This window comes from Tumidithrix elongata BACA0141, assembly GCF_036349135.1.
In the GTDB taxonomy this organism is placed as follows: Bacteria; Cyanobacteriota; Cyanobacteriia; order Pseudanabaenales; family Pseudanabaenaceae; genus Tumidithrix; species Tumidithrix elongata.
This window is the reverse complement of the sequence record NZ_JAZBJZ010000006.1, coordinates 41,253-55,663: the sequence shown is the minus strand read 5'-3', so window position 1 is coordinate 55,663 and position 14,411 is coordinate 41,253. Positions and strand designations below refer to the sequence as shown.

Sequence of the window (14,411 nt, the reverse complement as noted above, 5' to 3'; positions counted from 1 at the left end):
CAAAATGAAATTCGACTCTCGATCACTAATTTAAAGGTAATTTCCCTATGCTGCCCCTCATCTGGGGCAAAGTTAGTTATGAGCGATCGATTTGCTATTTCAACTCAGCGCAGTTTAAATCCGGGCGTAAATTTCTTGCCCCATTTAAATAAACATGCTGAATCTCGTCTTGCTCTTGGGTCGTGTTGATATGCAAAAGTACGCGAATACAGCGTGGCAGACCACCTTTTACAACCATTTGCTGTACGTCAAGCAGGGGTACATGCTCCCAATTGGGGCGAGATCGCGCGATCTGGGCAGGAAACACCACGTCAATATCAGGCGTAACTGAAAAAGTTGCACTGACGATCTCATGCGGATCGAGTTTGTTATGAACTTCGATCGCTGTCATTAGCTCAAGTACAGCTTTCTGTACCGATGCCATCGTATTGTCTTCCACTGTTGTGGCACCACGAACACCACGCACTCGCCAACCCACGTTCTTACACCATTCCTAACTCAAATGACCACGATCGACCTCGATCATTATATTTGGTCTAGCACTTAATGCGATCGCTACATGCATTTTGTAGATATTTTTTCTAATTCCTGAACGAAAGTTGACGCTTAAGCAGCCTGTCAAAAATTCAAGCACAATTTGGTTAGGGGCAATCCCCTATATTTTTCTTGGTTCTTTGAATGAACGCAGGTGCGATCTGAGTAGCCCAGACAGGATTTGAAGAAGTTGCAAAAAAATGAACCTTTCGATCGCCTGCTTCTGTCTAAACAAAGGTAAGCACTCACACATGTTCCAAAAGGAATTTACACTATGTTTCGTAATCTAAATCGGGGTTTGGCGATCGCAGTTTTATCCGTAACGCTAGGGGCAGTGGCCATTCCTAGTATTGTTGCGGCTCAATCTTCTTCCACACCTAGCTCTCAGACTACAACGCAGCAACATCACCGAGGTGGTGGATGGAAACAACTCAACCTCACTGACGCTCAAAAACAACAGCTCAAGACGTTGCATGAAAACACCAAACAGCAGGTTCAAGCTGTTTTGACCGACGATCAACGCGCTAAACTTGCTGCGGCAATTCAATCAGGCGATCGCAAGGGGGCATGGAAATCGCTAAATCTCACAACTGAACAAAAGCAGAAAATCCGTGACATTCGCAAGAGTTCTAAAGAACAAGGTCTGGCGATTTTGACACCCGAGCAAAAGGCTCAACTCGCACAAATGAGAGCCGAACACCACCGTAAGTAATCTCTTTTGGGGATTCGTATCCTTGCATGGTGCGAATCCCAAAGGATATTGTAAGCGATCGCCAATCGAATTAGGAAGAGATACAGAAACTGATTTCTGCTATAGGTGGCAGGAAAAAGTTAAAGCCGTCTCAATCTCAACTTCATTAAATCTCAAATTTTGGCAAAATCATAGGAGAGAATGAAGCTTTTAGATAGTTAGAGGTGTCTGAAATGTAGACAGTATCAACTATCTATAGGTTCATGCCATGAAAGTTATACCCATTGTTTTACTCGGAACTACGCTGATCGGTGCTGTTCTTGCGTATAATCCCAATGCTGCCTCAGCAGATGAGAACTCCTATCGTGGAAATACCCAACAGCACAGCCAAGTCTATAGAGACACAGACCGCAACCAATCCTTTAGAAGCACAGATCGCAGGGAAGTACTTCGTAGAGAAGAATATCGGAGAGAAGAACTTCGTAGAGAACAAGCCCGTAGGGAAGAACTTCGCCGAGAAGAATATCGGAGGGAAGTAGCTCGCCGTGAAGAAGCTCGTAGAAGAGAAGAGGCTCGCAGGTATGAAGGGCACAGACCTTTGCTAGGCGTCGTGCTTTCACTGCCACGATAGCCGTCGTGTTTCGTTCCACGATCGCTATAATCCTCTAGATGCTGCGCGCGATTGGGGATTTTGCGATCGCTTGGTGGGTGTATCCATGCAGGAATTTTCTGTCGCCCGTGATGCGAGGATGAAGGCGTGGATACATTTACGCATTTTAGCTCTAGATGCTTTCGGATTAAACTCAATTCCCTTGTTGTGCGTTCAGTTTAGAAGCAAAATCATCATCGACCACGATCGTAACATCTGAATAGATATCTCCAGTTGCCGCAACCTGTATCTCCCCTACAGTAATTAAGTTTTTGACCAAATCCGCAGCTTCGGTATTACCTCGTTGGGCAATAATCTGGGTTTTACCAGCGGTTTCAGATCTGAAATAGGTTTCATGATCGGTAATGTAAACATTGCCAAATCCCTGCTTCTTTAAGAAAATTACCGCAAGTTTCGCAACTTCTGGATGTTTGGTGGCATTGGCAACGGCAATATTTAACTGATTTACGGAAATCGGACTGCCATTGTGACTTGCTTCCCTGTAACCAGAAGCATTTTGACTCGTTTCCGTATGCTCAGAAGCGTTGAAATATTGGGCTAGGATCTTAGATCCTGCCTGACGGTCTTCAATCCAATAGCTCAAAGAATATTCGTTCTTACTGCTAAATCTACCGGGTAGCATCAGAAACTTATTTTTATTGCGATCGCTAGTCAATGCAGTTCTGAGAAGTGCCAGCATTTCATCCAAAGATAGATCGGTGTCAATATTTTGTTGAGCAATTTGCAAAATGTCGGGCAACTTTGAAATGTTTTCAGGCTTGGTCATGGTTTGAAGGATTGTCTTGATCACTTCTTGCTGTCGCTGCACGCGCCCAATATCCCCTAACTCGTCATGGCGAAAGCGAACGTACATTTGCAAATGCCGACCGTCCAGCTTTTGTTTCCCTGGTTTAAAGTGGATATACAAATGTTGGGAGTCATCGTTATAGTCCATTTTCTTGGGAATATCTACTTCTATTCCACCTAAAACATCGACCAACTTCATTAATCCATTGCGGCTGATGCGGATATAGCGATCGATCTGAAGAACCGCACCTAGATCGTGACTTACAGTTTGGGCTGCCAGTAATGCTCCTCCTTGGACATTAGCTTGCCCTATTTTTGCGACACTTCTGCCGGGAAGCTGCACGAGCGTATCTCGTGGAATCGATAGAACGTGAAGCTGCGCGCTTTCTGGCAAAAATCTGACGAGAAGTAGGGTGTCGCTGGGACTGAGGAAAGCTTGCTCAGAGGTAGTGTCGGTACTTAATTGTGGATTCTTCGAGTCATCATCGTTATCAATGCCTAGAATCAGAAGATTCACAGGATGCGTTAAAGTTGCTGGCAGAATATCGGTGAGGCTTTGTTGGCTATTGGGTAGATGTGTAGAGGAAGAATGCTGTCTGAATGGAGTCAGAGAAAGTATTGCTCTAAATCCCATGCCGCAACATAGAGATACTAGTGCAATGCCTATAAAAAAAAATGGTTGTCGTACGAGATTTTTACGCTTTGGATGACTAGATATCTTCTGATTCTTTTCCTTATTCTCCATCAATTATCACTCACATTTTATTTTCTAGCGTTTTTGGAATCAATATAAAGACTGAATCACAAATATCTCTAGTAGATTATACTTATTGCCTTTATAAAATGAAGCTTATTTCTAAAATTATTTCTAGCACTATTTGTTAGTGCTAGTGAAGCTTTGAATAACTATAGTTCGATCAAACTGAGAATCTTACTTAGCAAACCATCGAACCAACTTTCCCCTATTATTAAGCGAATACGTCTGATGACCATATATGCTTCATTCTTTTTGGATAGCTGCTGCTTGCACTGATAATAATGCTGTTAATCTAGATTTTGTCAACCTCGATTGGTTGAGTATTATTTTTCTCGGAGTAGTTCAGGGCATCACTGAACTTTTACCGATTAGCAGTACAGCACATTTACGAGTCGTACCCAGCCTGCTAAGATTGCCAGACCCTGGCTCAGCATTCTCTGCTGCAATGCAGCTAGCAAGTTTAACCGCAGTGCTTGTCTACTTTTGGCAAGATATCGTTCGACTCTTGGGCAGTTCTTTTCGTGCCGTAATCAAAAGAGACTACAGTTCCAGATCGTTTCGTCTAGTATTAGGACTGATTGTAGGTACGATTCCAATTAGTCTGGCTGGGTTACTCCTCAAAAAAACCTTGGATTCCTGTAATTCACCTTTGCGAAGTTTAGTGGTGATTGGTGTAGCATCAATCGTAATGTCTTTGCTACTTGCGGGGGCAGAGAAATGGGGGAAAAGGCAAAGGAATTTCAGGAAGCTTACATTACTTGATGGAGTTTTAGTAGGCATTGCCCAAGCATTTGCGTTGGTGCCTGGGGTGTCAAGATCTGGTTCTACAATTACAGCAAGCCTATTATTAGGAATGGAACGCGAAACTGCGGCGAAATTCTCTTTTCTATTAGGTTTACCTGCAATTATTCTTGCAGGGGTGTTAGAAATCGCGACACTTTTCAAGGCTGGTTTAGATCTTCATGGATGGGGAATTCTCTTGCTGGGCTTAACTTCTGCTAGCATTTCAGCCTTTCTGGCAATTTTTGGACTTTTGCGCTATTTAGAAAAGCACAGCACATGGTTTTTTGTTTGGTATCGCTTGCTTTTTGGACTAATGCTTCTAAGCTTTGTGGCTTTGGGCTGGCTCAATAACTAGATAACGTTTGCGGATGTTAAAGGAAGAGTTCGTAAATACCGATCGCGATCAAAACTAAACCAGCTATCTGTTGTGACAGCGTTCCTAACAGCGAACTGAAATATTTTCGCGATAGTTTTTGCCCGATCGCAATCGTAACGTAACTAAATATACCAATAGCTCCAGAGGTAAGGAGAGCGTTGTATCCAGATAGGCTTGCGCCAATTCCCCCTGCGATCGCATTGAGGGAAAGAGAAATACTTAAAAGAATCGTTTCGTTTCTTTGAACGGGATACCAAGCTATCAAATAATTATAGGTTGCAGTATTTTGGTTTACTCCTGTTGGTTGGTTTGCTACATTTTGGTGATGTCTACTTTGGACCTTTGTTTGTCGGGAGATCTTTCCTCGCAAGAAGTTTCTCAGTCTGAGATAACTGGGGAGGAGCAAAGGCTCCCAACATACCCAAATACCAACCCCAATGATAATCAATGCGCCTAAAGTGTTTGCCACCTGTATAGGCAAAATGCGCTCTAGCCATTGTCCGAGTATCATGGATAAAAGTGTGAGTCCCGCAGAAATTAGCGCAATGACTAGATTAGAAAGAACGGGAAAATAACGTTGGCGCAATCCGTAGGCAATTCCAACACCAAGGTTATCTAAATTTGCCGCGATCGCCAAAAGCAGTATTAGCAGGAATTTATCGATAATCATGTGGTGATATTCAGTATCTTCAGAAAAAGAGGATCTTCCTTGGTGAATAGGTTATGAGCATGAATTGAGTGATTTACACACTTTGCTTAATGTACCCTAAGATTGACTAGAAGATGTCAAGGGGCGATCGCATTGGAATTTGAGCGCTAAATATAATGGAAGATCGCATCACCAAACACAAAAAATCACCTGGCTATGCGAACTAGGCGATCGAGCCAAATGTTTGAGGTTAATCGATATCTGCTCAAGCCATCTCGTGCAGATACGACTGCATACATTATATTCAGATGAAGGATTGATAGACTCCTTTGATCGTCGCCCAGTCTTTCTCACCAAGCGATTTGCAAATAGTTTAAGGATGTACTTCTATTGAATAGGAGAAAGCACCCAAGGGGGAAACTTGGGTGGCTGCGTAAGAGTCGTGAAAAGGGCGTTTTCCGCTCCTACTAAAATTATCAAACCCCATAAGAGATTGAATAGGGAAAAAAGTCATAAAAAACAGAGCAAAAAATAGTCGTTAGAACTGTGCTCTATCAAGTCTCACCTTACGCTGGGGTTTAAGGATTCTTACAAAAGTAAGTTATGCAACTTCAAATCTAGAGATACCATGCTGCATGGATCGTAACAATATCATCTATCAAATTAAATTTGTAAGAATCCCAAGAAGACATCAAGGAATGTCACACAGCAAATGATTTCTTGAGCGACCGAATATACAACTTCGATTTTCAGCGCAAAATCATTTTGCTAAGACTGAAATCTAAAGGTTATCCAGTGTTAGTGGTTATCCTGAGCAATACCTTCATTAATGGCTTGAATCGCTCGATCGATCAGTTGAATTGCTTCGACACGTTTACCATTGTAATCGTGAGCAGCCCTTCTTAGATCTTCACGAGCCGCTTCGAGTTTACGCCTAGCAGCAACCATATTGGGGTGTCGTTCAGCGGCAACTAAAACCGTTGTAGGCTCTGTAGCAGTAGATGTTTCCGTAGGCATTGCACGGCTCGCTAAAGGCATGGCTACCATGCCTAACAATAATCCCGAAATTCCTGAGGCAACAATTGATTTTACATTCATGATGATTTATTCCTCGTATAGAAATATTGAAATTGCAGTCATCGGTTAAGACTACTTGCCATCAAAAATGGTTCATTGAGAAAATAGCAAAGATCTTTGTACCGAGATCCTTGAATCATTGACAATCGTTAGGTAGATCGTAAAAGGTCAAGCTATTAAACTTCTTTTTGTGGAAAGAAAATATGGCGTATTTTCGTTTTAGGGTGACCGAGTTTCTTTCTCCATGCTTCCATATAGGTATAAAACACAGGCGTAAGATAAAGGGTCAAGATTTGCGAGAACACCAGTCCACCCACGATCGCAATTCCCAAAGGACGACGGGCTTCCGAACCTGTGCCAGTGCCTAGGGCGATCGGTAATGTGCCAATCAAGGCTGCCATCGTCGTCATCATAATTGGACGAAACCGCACGATACAGGCAGCATAAATCGCATCCCTAGGACTCTTATTTTCCTTGCGCTGCGCCTCGATCGCAAAGTCCACCAACATAATCCCGTTTTTCTTGACAATGCCCACCAATAGAATGATTCCGATGAAGGAATAGAGGTTCAGCTCTACCTGAAACACCCACAGCGTCAGCAATGCCCCAAAACCTGCCGAAGGCAGACCCGATAGAATTGTGAGTGGATGAATGAAATCCTCATAAAGAATTCCTAGGATCAGGTAAATTACGATAATAGAGACGACCAACAGCCAGCCCAAATCGTTAAAAGAACTGCTAAACACCTGCGCCGAACCCTGAAAGCTCGCTGTCACAGTGTCTGGTAAAACCTCCTGTGCGACCTGTTTAATGGCTGCGGTGGCTTCGCTCAAAGATGTGCCTAGCTGCGTATCAAAGGAAATCGTGGCTGAAGGTAGTTGCGCCAAGTGGTTAACGGTGAGCGGCCCCACACCCTGCTTAATCGTAGCGATCGTGCTCAAGGGAATCGCTTTACCATTGCTAGCCCGCACGTAAACCATCGATAGTGCCGTCGGATCGCGTTGGAACTCTGGCTTCAGCTCTAAAATGACGTAGTACTGGTTGTTGGGTGTATAAATTGTGGAAACTTGGCTGGAACCATAGGCATTCCCAAGGGTTTTCCCGATTTGGGCAGCGGTAATACCAAGGAGAGCCGCTTTGTCATGGTTCACCTGTACTTCTATTTGAGGCGTTCTGAGTTGCAGATCGCTATCGACCCCCCGCAACCCAGGTAGGGTTTTGACCTTATCGATCATGCGAGGAACGGCATCCCGCAAATCCTGTAAGTTAAGGCTTTGCAGGGTAAATTGGTAGGTGGAATTGGTTTGTTGTCCACCAATGGGAATTGCTGGAGGCGATCGCAAAAATGTCTGAAGACCAGTAACGCGGCGTAACTTTGGCGTTAGTTCCTGAATTACTTCATCGGCACTGAGCGGTCTTTGGTTGCGAGGCTTTAACCGAATTGTAATTCGCCCACTATTGACGGAGGCATTGGGGCCTGATGCACCGACAGTCGAGTTGAGGGCATCGATGTTGGGATCTTTGCGAATAATATCGACGACTTCTTGTTGATGCTTTAACATATCGTCAAACGAGATGTCTTGGGCGGCTTTGGTGTTTGCCATCAGTTGCCCAGTATCTTCTGTGGGAATAAATCCTTTGGAAACTAGAGTGAAAGCATAGAAGGTGAGGAGTAGCAGCAGGAAGGAACAAATCATGGTGATGCGATGATGCTTCAAGACAGGCTTGAGCGTCCATTCATAGATCCTTAATAAACCGTCAAAGCCCCTCTCTAAAAAATTGGAGAAACGGTTTTGCTGATGGTGGGGAGATTTGAGGAAGCGACTACAGAGCATGGGAGTGAGACTGAGAGAGACAAACCCCGACACGAGAATGGCAATACTAATCGTAATCGCAAACTCATGGAATAGCTTCCCAATCAGTCCGCCCATAAAAATGATTGGAATAAATACGGCAACTAAAGAAAGCGTCATCGATAAAATCGTGAAACTGACTTCTTGCGAACCTTTTAACGCTGCTTCCATCGGCGATTCGCCCATTTCGCGATGGCGCACGATGTTCTCTAGTACAACGATCGCATCATCCACCACAAATCCCACCGAAAGGGTCAATGCCATCAACGAGAGGTTGTCTAGGGAATATCCCAAGAGGTACATAGCGGCGAACGTACCAATAATCGCGATCGGCAAAGCCATACTGGGAATCATCGTGGCAGGGATATCTCGCAAAAACAGGAAGATCACCATCACCACCAAAGCGATCGACAGAATTAGCGTGAACTGCACATCCTGAATTGCAGCGCGGACTGTGATCGAGCGATCGTAGAGAATGCCCATCTCAATCGATTGGGGGATTTGTGCCTGTAATGTCGGAAGCATGGCTTTGACAGCATCGACAATCTTGACCGTATTCGCTCCGGGTTGGGGCTGAATTGCTAAAACGATCGAGGGTTGATTGGAAACATTGCGATCGCTAAAAAGATTCGAGACCTTGTTGTTTTGAATGCTGTCGATCACGTCACCTAGATCCCGCAGCCGCACGGGCACACCATTTTTATAGCTGACAATTAATTCACCATAGGCAGCGGCATCATTGAGTTGACCGTTTGCCTGAATGAGATAGCTTTTATCCTTGCCAGACAAGCTCCCCGTGGGTAAGTTAACATTCCCTTGCTGAATCGCCGTCTTGATCTGATCGAGTCCAATTCCCCTTGTGGTGACTTCACGCGGATCGAGCTGGACGCGGACGGCATATTGTTTTTGTCCATAGACCTGCACCTGAGCTACACCATTGATGGCGGAAATTGGCTGGGCGATCGTAATCTCGGCATTCTCATCCACTTCGGAAATCGGCAAGGTTTCGGAATAGAGGTAGAGATAGAGAACTGGAGAAACAGATGGATTGACCTTGCGATAAGTAGGGGGCTTGGGCATATCCGCTGGTAGCTGTCCCGCTGCGGCAGAGATCGCAGACTGGACGTCCTTGGCAGCGGAGGCAACGCTACGACTGAAGTCAAATTGTAAGGAGATATTGGTACTGCCCGTAGAACTAGTCGAGTTAAAGGAGTTCAGTCCTGCAATTTCGGTAAACTGCCGTTCGAGGGGCGCAGCCACCGCCGATGCCATTGTTTCGGGCGTGCCCCCGGGGAGACTGGCAGAGACGCTGATAAAGGGATATTCGACATTGGGTAGAGCGCTGATCGGCAACAGGACGTAACTCATCAATCCAAAGATGAGGATTCCAATCATTACCAGCGTTGTCATGACTGGACGGTTGATAAATAGCTTGGAAAGATTCATGTTTTTTCTGTCCGTCTCTTTTTCTTTCTCGGTATTCCTTTTAAACCCGCTCTACAAAAAGACGCTGCAAACTAAATCCTTTAAGCTTTTTGCGCCATGATTCCATATAGATATAGAAAACGGGTGTTAGGTACAGGGTTAGGATTTGCGAGAACACCAATCCACCTACGACGGCAATACCTAAAGGTCGGCGAGTTTCAGAACCCGCACCAAACCCGATCGCGATCGGTAGGGTTCCCATCAGTGCTGCCATCGTCGTCATCATGATTGGGCGAAATCGCACCAAACAGGCTTGATAAATTGCTGCTGCGGGTTTTAGGGATTGAGTTCGCTGTGCTTCGATCGCAAAGTCCACCATCATAATTCCGTTTTTCTTGACGATACCCACGAGCAGAATAATCCCAATAAACGAGTAAACATTGAGTTCGACTTGGAATATGATCAGCGTCAGCAACGCGCCAAAACCCGCTGAGGGCAAGCCTGACAGAATCGTAATCGGGTGGATAAAATCCTCATAGAGGATTCCCAGAATTAGATAGATTACCAGAATTGCGATCGCGAGCAGAATTAATAAACTCGGTAACGAACTCTGAAATACCTCACTCGCACCCTTAAAACTAGTACTGATACTCTCTGGAATCGTATCGCGAATTAATTGTTCGATCTGTTGATTCGCCGTTCCCAAGGCTACGCCGGGTGCTAAATTGTAAGAGATCGTGGCAGCATTCATCCTTCCCGCATGGTTGACCATCAGAGGCGCAATCCCTTGGGAGATAGTAGCAAAGGTTTTGAGCGGTACAACTGTACCATTGGTAGAGGTGATGTAAAGCGACAGCAAGGCATTGATATCCTGCTGAAACTGCGGTTCCAGTTCGAGGATGACTTGGTACTCGTTGGTGGCAGCATAGATCGTGGATACCTGATAGGCTCCATAGGCGCTTCTAAGCGCATTTTCGATTTGTTGGGCTGTGATGCCGTGGGTTGAGGCTTTGTCGCGATCGATGTTGACTTGGACTTGAGCCGTCATCTGCAAATCGCTATTCACATCTTGGAGTAGGGGAAGCGCTCTCAGCTTTTCTACCAGTTGGGGAACGTACTGCTGCAAAGGCTGTACGTCAGAATTCTGGAGCTCTAATTGATAGAGTCCCGTAGTTTGCGAGGTTCCAATCGGAATTGCAGGCGGATTTTGTAAGAAGACTTGAATGCCAGGAATTGTCGCAAGTTTGGGACGTAACTCTTGAATAATCTCATCGGCACTTAACGATCGCTGCGATCGCTCCTTTAAAAGAATGAATAAGCTACCAGAATTGCTGGCATTTGTTGCCCCACCACCACTGGCATTAGCGCCAATATTGGAGTTTACCGCCTCGACATTGGGGTCTTGACGAATTAGAGCGGCAACTTCTCGTTGGTGCGTTACCAAAGCATCAAAGGAGACATCTTGGGCTCCCTGCGTCGTTCCGATAATTTGCCCCTTATCTTCACTGGGAATGAAGCCCTTAGGTACTGCGGCAAACAGCCCGATTGTCACCGCTAGCAGCACAAACGAGAGAATCATCGTGGTGCGATGATACTTCAACACGATTTTCAGGGTGCGATCGTAGAGGTTGAGAAAGCGATCGAACATGACCTCAGTGGCTCGATAGAGGCGACTTTGACGCGCATGATGGACGGGACGCAGGAAACGACTGCATAACATCGGGGTCAAGCTGAGCGAGACAAAGCCTGAAACCAGAATGGAAACCGCGATCGTCACCGCGAATTCATGGAATAGCCTTCCCAAGAGTTCGTTCATAAACAACATGGGAATAAACACAGCCACCAAGGAGAGCGTCATGGATAGAATCGTAAAACCGATTTCTCTCGAGCCATTTAGCGCCGCTTCCATCGGTCGTTCGCCCATTTCCATGTGCCGCACGATGTTTTCCAGCATGACGATCGCATCATCCACCACGAAACCCACCGATAGGGTCAATGCCATCAGGGACAGGTTATCGAGGGAAAAATCCAACTGGTGCATCACCGCGAATGTGCCGATCAGCGACACGGGCAAAGCCAAGCTGGGGATGACAGTGGCAGATAGATTCCGTAAAAACAGAAAGATGACGAGAACGACTAAAGCGATCGTTAAGACCAAGGTAAACCGCACGTCATCCACTGAGGCGCGAATCGACTGGGAGGCATCGTAAAGGACGCCAATCTGCACGGAATTAGGAATCTGTTCGCGCAATTTTGGCAGCAATTTCTGAATCGTATCGACCACCTGCACCGTATTCGTGCCTGGCTGGCGCTGAATCGTCAGAATAATGGCGCGAGTATTGTTATACCAACTCGCGACCTTATCATTCTCTACACTGTCAATTATTTTCCCCAATTGTTCTAGATAAACGGGTGTGCCATTCTTATATGCCACAATTAACTTGCGATAGGCAGCGGCATCCTGAAGTTGGCCGTTCGTTTGCACCGTAAAGTTCTTATGTTCGCCCGAAAGACTTCCCGTTGGCAAGTTGACATTGCCCTGCTGAATTGCAGTCTGTACCTGATCGATGCCGATTTCTTGACTTGCTAAAAGTTGCGGATTTAGTTGAATTCTTGCCGCATATTTTTGCGAACCGTAAACGCTCACCTGCGCTACACCTGAAATCGTCGATAGCTTTTGGGCTAGGTAGGTTTCGGCATAATTATCTACCTGAGATAGAGGTAGGGTGGGAGAATAGAGGTAGAGATAGAGAATCGGCTGATCGGCGGGGTTGACCTTGCTATAGGTGGGCGGATTGGGTAGATCGTTGGCAAGCTGTCCTGAGGATGCCGCGATCGCAGCTTGTACATCTTGAGCAGCATCGTCAATACTGCGGCTGAGGTTAAATTGCAGCGCGATTTGAGTCTTTCCCAAGGTCGTCGTGGAGCTGAGCGAATCCAGTCCCGCAATACTAGAAAACTGCTTCTCTAGGGGGCGCGTTACTGATGCTGCCATCGTTTCGGGGCTAGCTCCTGGTCTGCCTGCCGTCACCTGAATCGTAGGATAGTCCACACTTGGCAAATCGCTGATCGGCAAGGACTGATAGCTCATCCATCCGAAGATCAAAATACCCGCCATCACCAATGTGGTCATGATTGGGCGACGAATAAATATTTCTGAGAGGTTCATTACTGTCCTCCCACGGGTTTTCCAGATTGACTCGTGCCAGATTGATTGTTGCCAGATTGACTTGTATTAGAGTTCCCCGAACGTGGTTTCCGAGGTTTACCTGTCTTGGTCGGATCTGTGGCTGGCTTGGTGACCCCATTGTCTCCTGTAGAACGATCTCCAGCCGTATTGTCAGGAGCCGCTTTCACCCGTACCTTACTGCCCGTAACCAGATTTGCCTGCCCATCCGTAACGACTTGATCGCCTGGTTTGAGTCCCTTTTGAATCACATCTAGACCATCAATGGTAGCAGTAGCAACCACTGGCACATTGGTTACCGTACTATCGTCAGGATTTACCACAAATACGAATTGTCCGTTTGCCCCATTCTGTACAGCCTGAGCGGGAACCACGATCGCATTCGGTTCTTGGGTTAGCGTCAGCGTCGTATTCACAAACTGACCGGGGAACAACTTCCCTTCGGCGTTATTAAAATCTCCAATTAGTTGAATCGTCCCTGTGGTGTTATCGACGGTATTGTTGATGAAGGTCAGGGTTCCCGAAATCGGGCGAGTATTCCCAGCGAAGGTGACATCGACATTGAGCTTGCCATTCTGCATCCGCTTTTGAATTTCTGGCAGATTCGCTTCAGGGATGGCAAAGGAAACTTGAATTGGATTAATCTGGGCGATCGTGACGAGCGGATTGCTACTATTCGCCTGTACGACATTACCCTCGGTCACGAGAATGTTGCCCACCCGTCCGTCAATCGGAGCATAAATTTGGGTATAGGAAGCCTGAACTTGCACATTTTGATAGGCTCCCTCATCGGTAGCCAGCAATGCCTCGGCATTGGCGATCGCGGCTTTATCACCTTCGACAACGGCTAGGGCATTGGTAATGGCTTCGCGATCGCCTTGTAGTACCGCTTCGGAAACGCGATTGCTAGTGGCATATTGCTGCGCCTGATCTTGGCTGATCGCCCCTTGCTTGTACAGATCGTTATAGCGATTGCTCTGGGCTTGGGCGAGTTGCGCCTGCGCTTCATCCTTTGCTAAGGTTGCCTCTGCCTGCCGCACTAATCCTAAATCTTTGGCTAGGGTAGCTCTTGCCTGTTGTACGGATGCCTGATCTCTTGCCAGTACTCCTTGAGCCTGTTGGATTGAAGCTGTCTGCGATCGATTATCGATCGTGAATAGGAGATCCCCCTTATGGACTTCCTGCCCTTTTTTGAAATACACGCCAGTAATCTGTCCTCCCGCTTGGGGAGTCACTGAAACCGTCGATCCTGCCTGCACATTTCCGATCGCCTGCAATTGAATCGGCACTGTTTTTTGCGTCACCGTTGCTACAGCTACAGGAATAACTTGTCCCTGTCGATCGCCTTTCTTACCAGAATCATCGGATTTAGTGGCTGTAAGTGCTCGAAAGCTAAAGAATCCTACTATTCCCAACAACAATAAACCTGCAAGGGTCAAACCAATTCGTCTTGTTTTTGAGACTTTAGGCCGCAATTTTGACCCATTCTCAGTCAGCTCTTGACTAGAATCCTGAGCCAATGTTTGATTTGGAATATTTCCATGAGAGGAGTGATTGAGGACTTCCTCGTAATTCAATGGAATCTCTAATTGATGTTCGCTCATAACAATTCCTAGGTCATTC

10 protein-coding genes are annotated in these 14,411 nt (G+C 46.0%); 3 read left to right on the top strand and 7 right to left on the bottom strand.

Annotated features, from left to right (window positions below; translation table 11 throughout):
* Positions 1–94: 94 nt before the first annotated feature.
* The gene (aroH, locus tag V2H45_RS02815; RefSeq protein ID WP_330482093.1) at positions 95–478 is read right to left on the bottom strand and encodes a chorismate mutase; all 384 of its coding nucleotides are present in this window, start codon (positions 476–478) and stop codon (positions 95–97) included.
* A 330-nt stretch (positions 479–808) separates the two neighbouring features.
* Between aroH and V2H45_RS02810 the strand changes: the two genes are divergently transcribed.
* Together V2H45_RS02810 and V2H45_RS02805 are read left to right on the top strand one after the other, a co-directional pair.
* Positions 809–1,246: a Spy/CpxP family protein refolding chaperone gene (locus V2H45_RS02810; protein ID WP_330482092.1), complete on the top strand. Its 438-nt coding sequence runs from the start codon at positions 809–811 to the stop codon at positions 1,244–1,246.
* A gap of 247 nt (positions 1,247–1,493) precedes the next feature.
* The gene (locus tag V2H45_RS02805; protein WP_330482091.1) at positions 1,494–1,856 is read left to right on the top strand and encodes a hypothetical protein; all 363 of its coding nucleotides are present in this window, start codon (positions 1,494–1,496) and stop codon (positions 1,854–1,856) included.
* Between the two features lie 172 nt (positions 1,857–2,028).
* Here V2H45_RS02805 and V2H45_RS02800 read toward each other — a convergent pair whose 3' ends face one another.
* The gene (locus tag V2H45_RS02800; protein WP_330482090.1) at positions 2,029–3,315 is read right to left on the bottom strand and encodes an LCP family protein; all 1,287 of its coding nucleotides are present in this window, start codon (positions 3,313–3,315) and stop codon (positions 2,029–2,031) included.
* 361 nt (positions 3,316–3,676) lie between these two features.
* Between V2H45_RS02800 and V2H45_RS02795 the strand changes: the two genes are divergently transcribed.
* Positions 3,677–4,576: an undecaprenyl-diphosphate phosphatase gene (locus V2H45_RS02795; RefSeq protein WP_330482089.1), complete on the top strand. Its 900-nt coding sequence runs from the start codon at positions 3,677–3,679 to the stop codon at positions 4,574–4,576.
* Between the two features lie 16 nt (positions 4,577–4,592).
* On the opposite strand, the gene V2H45_RS02790 is transcribed toward V2H45_RS02795, so the two are convergent.
* From V2H45_RS02790 to V2H45_RS02770, 5 genes are all read right to left on the bottom strand, one after another.
* Positions 4,593–5,315 carry a manganese efflux pump gene (locus tag V2H45_RS02790; protein ID WP_330482131.1) on the bottom strand — a complete coding sequence of 241 codons (723 nt, stop codon included), beginning with the start codon at positions 5,313–5,315 and terminating at the stop codon, positions 4,593–4,595.
* A gap of 729 nt (positions 5,316–6,044) precedes the next feature.
* Entirely contained in the window at positions 6,045–6,344 is a 300-nt protein-coding gene (locus V2H45_RS02785) for a hypothetical protein (protein ID WP_330482088.1), read from the bottom strand.
* Positions 6,345–6,499: 155 nt separating this feature from the next.
* The gene (locus V2H45_RS02780) at positions 6,500–9,622 is read right to left on the bottom strand and encodes an efflux RND transporter permease subunit (RefSeq protein ID WP_330482087.1); all 3,123 of its coding nucleotides are present in this window, start codon (positions 9,620–9,622) and stop codon (positions 6,500–6,502) included.
* Positions 9,623–9,662: 40 nt separating this feature from the next.
* Positions 9,663–12,770 carry an efflux RND transporter permease subunit gene (locus V2H45_RS02775; RefSeq protein WP_330482086.1) on the bottom strand — a complete coding sequence of 1,036 codons (3,108 nt, stop codon included), beginning with the start codon at positions 12,768–12,770 and terminating at the stop codon, positions 9,663–9,665.
* A complete protein-coding gene (locus V2H45_RS02770) occupies positions 12,770–14,392 on the bottom strand; it encodes an efflux RND transporter periplasmic adaptor subunit (protein WP_330482085.1) in 1,623 nt (540 codons plus the stop codon). The genes V2H45_RS02775 and V2H45_RS02770 overlap by 1 nt, the downstream gene beginning before the upstream one ends.
* Positions 14,393–14,411: the final 19 nt, after the last annotated feature.

Coding starts and splice junctions, on each gene's coding strand:
- V2H45_RS02800 (WP_330482090.1), bottom strand. CDS start 3,315: ATGGGATTTAGAGCAATACTTTCTCTGACTCCATTCAGACAGCATTCT.
- V2H45_RS02770 (WP_330482085.1), bottom strand. CDS start 14,392: ATGAGCGAACATCAATTAGAGATTCCATTGAATTACGAGGAAGTCCTC.
- V2H45_RS02780 (WP_330482087.1), bottom strand. CDS start 9,622: ATGAATCTTTCCAAGCTATTTATCAACCGTCCAGTCATGACAACGCTG.
- V2H45_RS02805 (WP_330482091.1), top strand. CDS start 1,494: ATGAAAGTTATACCCATTGTTTTACTCGGAACTACGCTGATCGGTGCT.
- V2H45_RS02795 (WP_330482089.1), top strand. CDS start 3,677: ATGCTTCATTCTTTTTGGATAGCTGCTGCTTGCACTGATAATAATGCT.
- V2H45_RS02810 (WP_330482092.1), top strand. CDS start 809: ATGTTTCGTAATCTAAATCGGGGTTTGGCGATCGCAGTTTTATCCGTA.
- V2H45_RS02775 (WP_330482086.1), bottom strand. CDS start 12,770: ATGAACCTCTCAGAAATATTTATTCGTCGCCCAATCATGACCACATTG.
- V2H45_RS02785 (WP_330482088.1), bottom strand. CDS start 6,344: ATGAATGTAAAATCAATTGTTGCCTCAGGAATTTCGGGATTATTGTTA.